Raw genomic sequence first — 9,355 nt, 5'->3', positions numbered from 1 at the left:
AGGAAAATGCATAGCCGATGCCGTGGACGGTCCGGATGTAGTGAGAGCGCCCTTCGGGGGTGGGCATTTTTCTCCTCAGGCGGCTGACAATACTGTCTACTGCGCGGTCGTAACTTTCCCAGTCCCGCCCCTTGATCGCGTTCATCAACTGATCGCGGTTGAGCACCTGTCCACGGTGGCGCAGCAATGCCACAAGCAGGTTGAACTCTGCCGTGGTCAAGGTGATCTCGCTGCCATCGCGCCCGTAAAGCTGCCGTGCGCCGAGATCCAGCCTGTAGCCATCGAAATCTATGGCACCACCCGGGGATGCCCCCGGCTCTGGGGCACCGGCCGGATGCGTCGGCGCGGCGGGATGCTTCTGCAGTCTGCGCAGCACCGCGTGCACGCGCGCCAATACCTCGCGCACACGGAACGGCTTGGTTATGTAATCGTCGGCACCGATCTCCAAGCCCACTACACGATCAGTTTCCGCCGCGCGCCCGCTTACAATGATCACCCCGCACGCGGGATCCTGTGCGAGTTCCTGAATGAGTGAAAGCCCGTTGCCATCGGGCAATCCGAGATCAACGATATAGACATCGAAGCTGTCTGCTTGCTTTTGCTGGAAGTCGGCGATCGTTTTTGCGACCGCAACGTCGCACCCGTCCTCCGACAACACTTCGTCAAGCAGCTCGGAAACCGGATCGTCGTCTTCGAGAAGCAGGACTTTGGGTCGGCTCATGATCTCACCTCTGGATCTACGCTATGAACGTAGGTCTGCCCCTGAAGCGACTCAAGCGCCGGTTGTTGCTTTCTCACGGCGATCACTTGAAGTTTATGGAGCTGTCTCCTTACATCAAGGATACGTGATTTATGGAAGACCTCCTTACGGAGGTTGCCCCTGTCATCGCCAACCTTGCCTGATCATTTCTCGGCGCGCGCGGGTGGTGTCTCGGAAGTGGTGGAAACTTGAGGGTGGCGTAATCTCCGGGTGACCTTGCAACCCACCCAACCGGCGGCTGCAACCGCCGGTGTCGCGTAGCCCTTAATTGGGCTCTGCCTCAATCTGTGTGGCGCAACTATCTTGAAACTGCAAAATTCAGGAGGGATAGTCGTGATTTCAAAGAAGCACTGGTCGCCGGGGAGCGATGTTTCGGTTAAAAGCATTGAGCGAAGTGGTGTCGGCGGATGGACTGTATCCGGCACTCTGGCACCAAACGGCATCTGCCCAGACTGTGGATTGCATTCACGACGGCGTCACGGCTGGCGGCGTCGGCTGCTGCAGGATTATCCCGCCCATGGAGACGGGGTTACGGTGGCTCTCTGGGTTTGCCGTTGGCGATGTTTGGCGCCCGCGTGCCCGCGCCGGACGTTCTCGGACCAGATCGTCTCGGTTGCGCGCCCGTTTGCACGTCGCACCGCACGTGTCGGGGAGATTGTCAGTCATCTTGGGCATGCGACAGGCGGGCGGCTTGCCGAGCGGCTCTTGCACCGTTTGGGCCTTGGGGTCAGCGATGACACGGTGCTTAGGCAGCTGAAGAAGCGTGCTCAAGACACCGCCGCGCCGCCGACGGTCATCGGGATCGACGACTGGAGTTGGCGGAAGTCGCAGACCTACGGCACGATCATTGTCGATCTGGAGCGCCGTGTGGTCATCGATGTTCTGGAGGATCGAGATGTGGTCACCTGCACCGACTGGCTGAAGCGACATCCCGAGGTGGAAGTGATCAGCAGAGATCGCTGCGGTCTCTACGCACAGGCAGCCCGGCAAGGCGCGCCGCAGGCGGAACAGGTCGCCGACCGGTTCCATATCGTGCAGAACCTGCGGCAGGCCATCGAGGAGCAGATGAACCTTTACGGCCGTGCGACCGGCAGGGCGCTGCTATCAGACGCCGACAACATCACCGCAGCCGTAAACCTTCTGAAGTCCCGCCTTGCGCACCGGAGTTCTCGGGAAGAGATTTTCACCATCATCCATGCCCTTCGAAATCAGGGGCTTACCTGCAGCGAGATCGGGCGACGAACAGGGTTCCCGCGTCGCAGCATCGCGAAATGGCTGCAGTTCGAGACGCCGCCGGACCGCAGGCGAGCAGCTTTGAAGCGGACTTCGCCGTGGTACTTTGAAGAGTTCCTGAGCCAAAGCTGGAAGGACGGCATTCGAACTGGAAGCGCCCTGTTCCGTCTGATCCGAGAGCGTGGTTACGAGGGGGGTCAGACGCATTTGCAGCGGCTGCTGGCGGGGTGGCGCAGAGCCGAAAAGCAAGCGAAGGGCCCCGCCGTGGAGCACCAGATCCTGAAGCCGGTCCGGGACCCGGAAACGAGGCACGCGATCTCCCCGGTCATCGCGGTCGCGCTGTGCATCAAACCCCGCGGAAAGCTCACCTCGGATCAGGCGCGGAAAGTCGACGCTCTCAAGGCCGGTTCACCCGCCTTCACAACGATGCGCAGCCTCGCCATGCGATTCAACGGTATCCTGCGTGGCCGCGAAGCAGACCCGCTCCCTGCATGGATCGACGACGCGATCGAAACCGACCTGGCGCCCATCGTGCGCTTCGCCCGCACCTTGAACCGGGACTTCGATGCGGTCAAAAACGCCATCGAGATGCCCTGGAGCAACGGCCAGGCGGAAGGTCAGATCAACCGCCTGAAGACCCTCAAACGCGCCATGTACGGCCGGGCCGGTCCAGAATTGTTGCGGGCGAGAATGCTACCGTTCCGCCACACAGATTGAGGCAGAGCCCAATTAAGGGCTACGCGACACCAAGGAATGGGGAGCACCTCACTCTGTCCATTTGCCCAGTTCGCAGCGCTAGCTGCCTAGAAGGAAAAGATCAGAGCCATTTTGCTGCTCAACAAGGAAACTTGCGACAGAACCGGCCGGGGCACCCGACGACGAACATAGAATAAGTCAGCACGACCTGCTTAGCTGACCCCGAGCATGCATGATTGGGCTGCCTTTGTTCTGAGGTCGGGCTTTTGTTATGATTACAGGAGGGCGGTGAACAAGGGCGACGAAAATCAGAGAGGCGGCCTGTTCGCGCCGATGATCTGATCAGCCAATTCGGCGAGGTTTCCCGCGATAAAGTCGGGTGTCGGAACCTGTGGTACATTAAGGGCACTGTTGTGTGGACGGGCAATGAAGGCACCCTGGCAGCCGACGGCTTGCGCTCCGATGGTGTCCCACAGGTGGCAGGCCACCATGCACATCTCTGCCATGCTGACATTCATCCGACTGGCGACCATCTCATACGTCGCCGGGTGGGGTTTGAATTTCCCTACTTCCCCGACGCTGAAGTGATGGTCAAAAAACGCGTCAACGCCCGCGTTTTCGAGTGGCGTCGGGGACGGGGACCGGGCGGAATTCGTGAGCGTCACAAGGGTGAAGCCGGCGTCGCGCAACTTGCTGAGGGCCGGTTTCACATCTCCGTATGCAGGCATCTGACCAAACAGCGTTTTGAGCTCTGCGATGTCATCGTCCTTGACCGCGACTCCTCTATTTGCCCCAACCATCCGCAAGATGCCGCCCGCCAGGTTGCCAAACGGCGTATAAAGCCCAGATAGGGTAAGCGTCTGAGAATATAGGATAAGTTCTGGGAACCATTCCCGCATCACGCCAGAATCCCCGAACAGACGTTCAAAAAACGGCTCAAGCGTAGTGATGTCAATCAGTGTCTCGTTGACATCAAACACAATAATGGAAGCAGATTTCAGCTCAGGCATTTCGTTTTTCCTCCTACGCGGTGACGCGTGGTAGAGATAGCTTACCATCCTATTGGTCGGCGGGCACCCAATCAAGGAGGGGCGCCCCGCCGGTATAATGATTTTCAGCGGGGTTCTCTCGGAACAGAACATAAAGATCGATCGGATCCACCCCAAGCTCCGATTGCAGGATCGCGGCGATGGCATCAACCAGCGCCTTTTTCCGCTCGGCTTCTCTTCCTGGGCGCAAGTCCACCGTGACAAGTGGCAAGCCATCACCGATTCCGCCAAAGGCTTCGCTAACGGCGACATAATCGTATTTGATTTCCTTGGGAGCCAACGTATCGAGCACAGCTTGCTTGATCCCGTTTCGAATACGGGCCTTGGTTTTCTGGCCGGTGCCTTCGGGTACTTCGATGCGAATGACGGGCATGAATTTTTCCTTTGCAACTGTTATTCCGAAAGGTGGGACGGACGCAGGAACGAAACAAGAAAAAAAGCTAACAGCACAAGGGCGCCCGAGAGTGCGCTGGCTACCGATGTCGGCATGAGGACTGGGACCCTTGGCGCGACAATCTGAATGGTTGGGCGCCCCGCTCGGTCATTGATCCTTGCAAAACGCCCGTGAAGCGCAGTCTAAACAGTCTCTCAGCCTGCGGTCTGGTAGGCATGGGCCGCCCGTAACACCATATCGTCGTGGAACTGTCGACCCGCGAGCATCAGCCCGACGGGCAGCCCCGCGACTCCGTGGCAAGGCACCGAAATCGCCGGATGCCCGGTCAGGTCGAAGGCGGCCGTGTTGCACACCATGTTGAGCGCCTGGGTGATGTGGGTGCGGCGGTCGCTCACCGCGTCTGGGATCGCCGGATGCGCGATCTGCGGCGTCGTCGGCATCAATACGAGGTCATACTTGGCGAACACCCGTTCGTAGGCCGCTGTCAGCTGCCGCGCGAGGTTTTGCGCCTTGCCGTAGAACACACCGTCATACTGGTCCGACATGTAATGGTAGAGCAGCACTCCGAGCTTTGCCGTCGCCGAAAAGTCGCCTCCATGGGTCTTCACCGCCCGCCGCATCGCTGACATCAGACGGGTGTTGAAGTGGCCCTTGGTCTGGTAGGCGGCGTGGCCGTGATAGAAGCTGTCCACTCCGCCCTCAATGGCGACCGCGTTCCAGATTGGCACGGTCCACGCATGCTCGGGAAGCGAGACGCTCTCGACCCGCGCCCCCGCATCTGCGAGCACGCGGGCAGCCTTGCGCACCGCATCGTCGACCTCGGCCATGCTATCGGGTGTACCGAAGCCGTCCTCGATCACCGCGATGGCGAGATCGTCCACCCGCCCGGTCAGCGCCGCCCGGTAGTCCGGTACAGTGATCGTTCTGGGTTGGCGAGGGTCGATGGCGGTGTCGTCTACCCCGGCGATCACGCCGAGCATCAGAGCCGCCTCCTCGACCGTCCGCGTCATCGGGCCGATATGGTCGATGGTCTGGTCGAAGCCGACGATGCCGGTATAGGGTACCAACCCGTGTGTCGGCTTGTGCCCGACGATGCCCGACCACGACGCCGGGATGCGGATCGAGCCCCCCTGATCGCCACCGAGTGCGATGTCCACGAGCCCGGTGGCCGCCGCGATCGCCGGGCCGCAGGACGAACCGCCCGCCGCATGCCCGGGATTCGCCGGATTCTGGCCGGGACCATAGACGCTGGTATGCCCAGCTCCGGAGAAGGCAAAATCGTCGGTGTTGAGAGTCGCCGTGATCCGCCCGCCGGCATTCAGGATGCGGCGCACTACGGTTGCGTCGATCTCGGGTGTGTAATCGTAGAGCAGCCGCGAGCCGCAAGACATCGGCACGCCTGCCACGGCAACCGTATCCTTGACGCCAATCCGAAGCCCCGAGAGCGCATCGTCCGACGGCGCCACCGCGCGCACTTCGCAGAACCGCACCACGCCGTTCAGCGGGTCCTCGTCGCGGGTCGGACGGTAGCCCGGATCGCGCACCGCCGCGATCACCGGGTAGGACGGCTCTGGCAGGGCGTCGAGCGCGTCGTAACCACCGAGCACACCGTTGCACAGCGCGAGATAGTCATCCCTCTCGACCTCCGACAGATCGAGGCCGCGCGCCGCGCTGATGCATTCGATATCCTCCATCGAGAGCCGTCTGACAGCCATGGTTTTCTCCCTGTGTTGGCCGACGGTCTGTCGCCGGGGCCATCCCCGACTGCCCCGGCAGGTGTCGGCCCGACCGTCCAGGCGGTCAGCCGCAAATAGAGCATCGGCTGCTTCTTCGTTTGCCGATCGACACAACCGATCTGCGCGGCGTTGTATCGCCCGAAGATGCGGTTGAGCTGACATTCCCCACGCAGAATATCTTCTATTCGGTTGTGATGCAGTTTTGGGAACAGATCAAGTCTTCTGCGGGTGATGTCACGGTCACATTTCCGCCAGCCCGGGGGAAAGCCCACGCTGCCTCACTGCGGTCGGGGTTGGTAGCCCACATCCGGTCCCATGCCAACCCCGCCCCCGACGATGCCGCCCGCCAGTACTACAGTTGCGCTTGTTGTAGATTTCTGATTCATCTTTCTCAAAGATGGGAGGATGTGTCGTGACTGTTTCGGATTGGGCGGGCTGCGTTTCGGATTGGTCGCATGCGCTTGCTGGCTTGAAAGAATTCATCGCCCCTGTGTTCAAACGTTCCGAGCAAATCGGGTCCGCTGGGGTGTTCATTGACGGCCTTTTGTCTGGTGCGGAGCGCAAGACGGGCTGGATGCTTGCGGAAGAGGCTGGGTTGGCGCGACCCTATCGGATCCAGTCTTTGCGGGAGTGGGCAAAAGATGGGGGTGTCTGTGTATATTGGTGGTTCAATGAAAGGGGAACTGCCATGGAAGTGCGCATCATCATTGAAACTACCTTTGAGAATGGAACGACGAAGGTGCGGCGTCTTGGTTGCTTGTCCCACCCGTTTCGGCGCACGCAGCCTGAGGGGTTCGGGCTGTTGCTCGAAGATGCAAAGACGATCCTGGGGCAATTGCAGAATGCGATCTTGCTCGACCAGATCAAGGAAGTTTCTGAAGCCAGCAAGATCTGTCCTGACTGCGACAGGGTCCGAGCCATACATGACTATCGATCGAGAGTTCTCGACACGCTCTTCGGCAGGTTCCAGGTCAAGGTGCCGCGCATTCGCCGCTGCGCCTGCAACGCCAGATCTGACGTCTTCCCGGGCGGGCCGCTTTTGCCTCTCGCTCACTTTTTTCCGGACCGGTCGACCCCGGAACTGCAACACGTTCAAGCTGAACTCGGGGCACGATATTCCTTCCGAGACGCGGCACGAATCCTGGAAACCTTCCTGCCTTGCGCGAAGCAGGTGAATACATCGGTGCGGGACCGTCTCGGCAGAGTCGCCAGGGAAATCGACGACATCGAGCAGACTGAGCCGGTGGTTGCGGCGGTCGCCGAAGATGCGCCCGCGTTGACGGTTTTCCTGGACGGTGCGCATATCCGGCGCAGGCCGGAATATCAGAAGCGACACCTCGATGTTGTGGTGGGCAAGATCAAAAGCCACGACAAGTGCCGTCGCTTCGGCCTTGTTCAACAGGCGGTATTGTCACCTGCCAGCCAGCTTCGCCAGGACTTGAGGGCTCTCGGTTGGGATCACAGACAAACCGTCACGGTGATCTCGGACGGGGAACCAACCCTGCCAAACCTCGTACGCGACGCCGTCGGTGGAAAGGTCCGCCACATCCTCGACTGGTGGCACATTTCGATGCGCATTCAGCATGTCGAGAACGCGGTAAAGGGCCTCCTGCAAGCCCGAAATTTCTCTGGCGTTTCAGTGCTGTTCAAACGTCCGGCCGAAACGCTGCGATGGTACCTGTGGCATGAACAAATCCGAACGGCCACGACCGGTCTGCAATGGTTGATGATCGATTGCGCGCGGTTGCCTGCAGATGATCGCGTGGTGGCTGAAGCCGCCGGGCGGGTGCAAGCCCGGTGCCGGGACCTTTATTCATACCTTGCGAACAACATGGACAATCTGACCAACTACGGCCAACGACATCGAAGGGGTCTTCCGATCTCTTCGTCCCGGGCAGAGGGCTGTGTGGATGACATCGGAAACACCCGCATGGGAAAGCGCCGCCGAATGAGATGGTCGCCCAAGGGAGCCCACCGCGTAGCCGTTGTCCGCGCCGCCGTTCTCGACCGTCGGCTAAACGGCGCGTACCAAAGAGCAGCCGCATGACCCCCAAGTTTTGCCCACTCCCTCGGCGTGGCCCCGAGAATGACCAGGATGCACTCGGCCTGGGCCTCCATCCGGGCCTGCAGATAGACGCCGTCCGCCCAGATGTAGACGTATCGCCGCGCTGAGAGATCACGGCGCTGCCAACGGTCATATTCCTGCTGCCATTCCCCGGTCAGCCGCGAGATCACACTCGGCGACAGGTTCGGCGCATCCTGCCCCAGGATCGCGGCCAGCGCCTCCTGAAAGTCCCCCGACGAGATGCCGCGCAGGTAGAGCACCGGCAGAGGCGCATCGAGGCTGCGCGAGCGCCGCGCCCATTTCGGCAGGATCGCAGAGGTGAAGCGGACCCTCTTCTCGGTCGGCACATCGGTGGCGCGGTCGCGCACCTTCGGGCGCTGCACGTCGAGCGCGCCGGTCCCGGTCTGGGTGCTGCGCTCTGGCCCGTAGCCGTGCCGGACAACCCGCTGGCGGCCGTCCCGAAGGATCTCTTCGGCATGCTGCGCGACGAAGGCGTCGGCCTCGGCCCGCAGCGCGGCCGCCAGCATGCGGCGCGCCCCGGCAGGGGCTCATGGCCCCAACCACGAGCGAATTTCCAGACGTCAGGGTACAGTACCACGGACTTATCCTACTGTTCTGAGTCTGACACTACCTGTTTCTCCGAATTTCATCCAGGGCGTCGAGTGCACGGCGCTCTCGGGCCAGGATGTCATCTGCGCTTTTGGTCCATCTGAAGGGCTTGGGTGTCTCGTTGTGCTGCGCGAGATAGTCATGGATCGCCGCCTCCTGATCATCGACGCTGGTGTAGCTGCCGCGGGGGATGCGCCTTGATGTGATCTCGGCAAAGAAGCGTTCGACTAGGTTCAGCCAGGATGCGCTTGTGGGCGTGAAGTGCAGCTTGAAGCGCGAGTGCCCTGACCGTCCGCCGTCGCCAGCCCGAAAGAACCGCGGACATGCTGATGCAAGTAAGTGCGGGGGACTGAGGGCGCTGCGATAAACAAGGAACGAGCGGGCGAAACGATACGACGTCCGCAGAGGTGCACACTTGGTATCACATCCGAACAGGAACCGTGCTGCATAGCGCCGCGAACCAAACCAAAGGAGAAACAACATGCGTACCGACCTCAAGAATATTGCCGGACTTGGTGCCGTCCTTGCGGCGCTGGCCGCCGGGCCTGCGGTGGCACAGGGAATGGGCGATTGGGATACCGACGGCGATGGCTTGCTCTCGCAAGATGAGTACGTTGAAGGCTGGCGCCTGGCCCAGGGTGAGCAGGACGGCACGTTCAGCAAATGGGATCAAGATAATGACGGCGTGCTCACCGAAGCCGAGTTCAATGCAGGTGTCTTCATGAATTATGACCGCGATCGTAGCGGCATGATCGAGAAACCGGAATTCGAAAAAGCTGACCGCGACATCCGCGAGGGCTTCTGGAAGCAACT

The 9,355-nt window shown here is 60.8% G+C and carries 7 protein-coding genes and 3 pseudogenes; 4 read left to right on the top strand and 6 right to left on the bottom strand.

All coding sequences use genetic code 11. The features are described from left to right. The coding region (locus CRJ03_RS03655) for a winged helix-turn-helix domain-containing protein (protein ID WP_104017567.1) at nt 1-721 on the bottom strand (721 nt) is incomplete at its 3' end. 372 nt (nt 722-1,093) lie between these two features. Here CRJ03_RS03655 and CRJ03_RS03650 point away from each other — a divergent pair. Then, nucleotides 1,094-2,710 (top strand): ISL3 family transposase, encoded by a 1,617-nt coding sequence (locus CRJ03_RS03650; protein WP_439126615.1) that lies wholly within the window; start codon nt 1,094-1,096, stop codon nt 2,708-2,710. Between the two features lie 287 nt (nt 2,711-2,997). Here the strand turns inward: CRJ03_RS03650 and CRJ03_RS03645 are convergent, their stop codons facing one another. The 3 genes from CRJ03_RS03645 to CRJ03_RS03635 all read right to left on the bottom strand — a co-directional run bounded on the left by CRJ03_RS03645 (nt 2,998) and on the right by CRJ03_RS03635 (nt 5,847). Beyond that, nucleotides 2,998-3,699 carry a haloacid dehalogenase type II gene (locus CRJ03_RS03645; RefSeq protein WP_104017566.1) on the bottom strand — a complete coding sequence of 234 codons (702 nt, stop codon included), beginning with the start codon at nt 3,697-3,699 and terminating at the stop codon, nt 2,998-3,000. A 49-nt stretch (nt 3,700-3,748) separates the two neighbouring features. Further along, nucleotides 3,749-4,111, bottom strand: coding sequence for a tautomerase family protein (locus CRJ03_RS03640; protein ID WP_104017565.1), 363 nt, complete (start codon nt 4,109-4,111; stop codon nt 3,749-3,751). Between the two features lie 215 nt (nt 4,112-4,326). Beyond that, nucleotides 4,327-5,847, bottom strand: coding sequence for an amidase (locus CRJ03_RS03635; RefSeq protein WP_165375226.1), 1,521 nt, complete (start codon nt 5,845-5,847; stop codon nt 4,327-4,329). A 433-nt stretch (nt 5,848-6,280) separates the two neighbouring features. Here CRJ03_RS03635 and CRJ03_RS20655 point away from each other — a divergent pair. Both CRJ03_RS20655 and CRJ03_RS03630 read left to right on the top strand, forming a co-directional pair. Next, nucleotides 6,281-6,511 (top strand): annotated as a pseudogene (locus CRJ03_RS20655) (IS701 family transposase); the annotation flags it as partial. A 45-nt stretch (nt 6,512-6,556) separates the two neighbouring features. Beyond that, a complete protein-coding gene (locus CRJ03_RS03630; RefSeq protein WP_104017563.1) occupies nt 6,557-7,915 on the top strand; it encodes an ISKra4 family transposase in 1,359 nt (452 codons plus the stop codon). Here CRJ03_RS03630 and CRJ03_RS03625 read toward each other — a convergent pair. Together CRJ03_RS03625 and CRJ03_RS20230 are read right to left on the bottom strand one after the other, a co-directional pair. Beyond that, nucleotides 7,915-8,475 (bottom strand): annotated as a pseudogene (locus CRJ03_RS03625) (transposase); the annotation flags it as partial. The gene CRJ03_RS03630 and the pseudogene CRJ03_RS03625 overlap by 1 nt on opposite strands. A gap of 85 nt (nt 8,476-8,560) precedes the next feature. After that, nucleotides 8,561-8,824, bottom strand: a pseudogene (locus CRJ03_RS20230) (IS630 family transposase); the annotation flags it as partial. A 199-nt stretch (nt 8,825-9,023) separates the two neighbouring features. Between CRJ03_RS20230 and CRJ03_RS03615 the strand changes: the two are divergent. After that, nucleotides 9,024-9,355, top strand: a 332-nt coding sequence (locus CRJ03_RS03615) for a penta-EF hand family protein (protein ID WP_104017562.1), incomplete at its 3' end; no start/stop codon positions are given.

The organism is Roseovarius nitratireducens, from assembly GCF_002925845.1.
In the GTDB taxonomy this organism is placed as follows: domain Bacteria; phylum Pseudomonadota; class Alphaproteobacteria; order Rhodobacterales; family Rhodobacteraceae; genus Roseovarius; species Roseovarius nitratireducens.
Note: the sequence above shows the minus strand (reverse complement) of the source record. Positions and strands in the feature narration are given on the sequence as shown.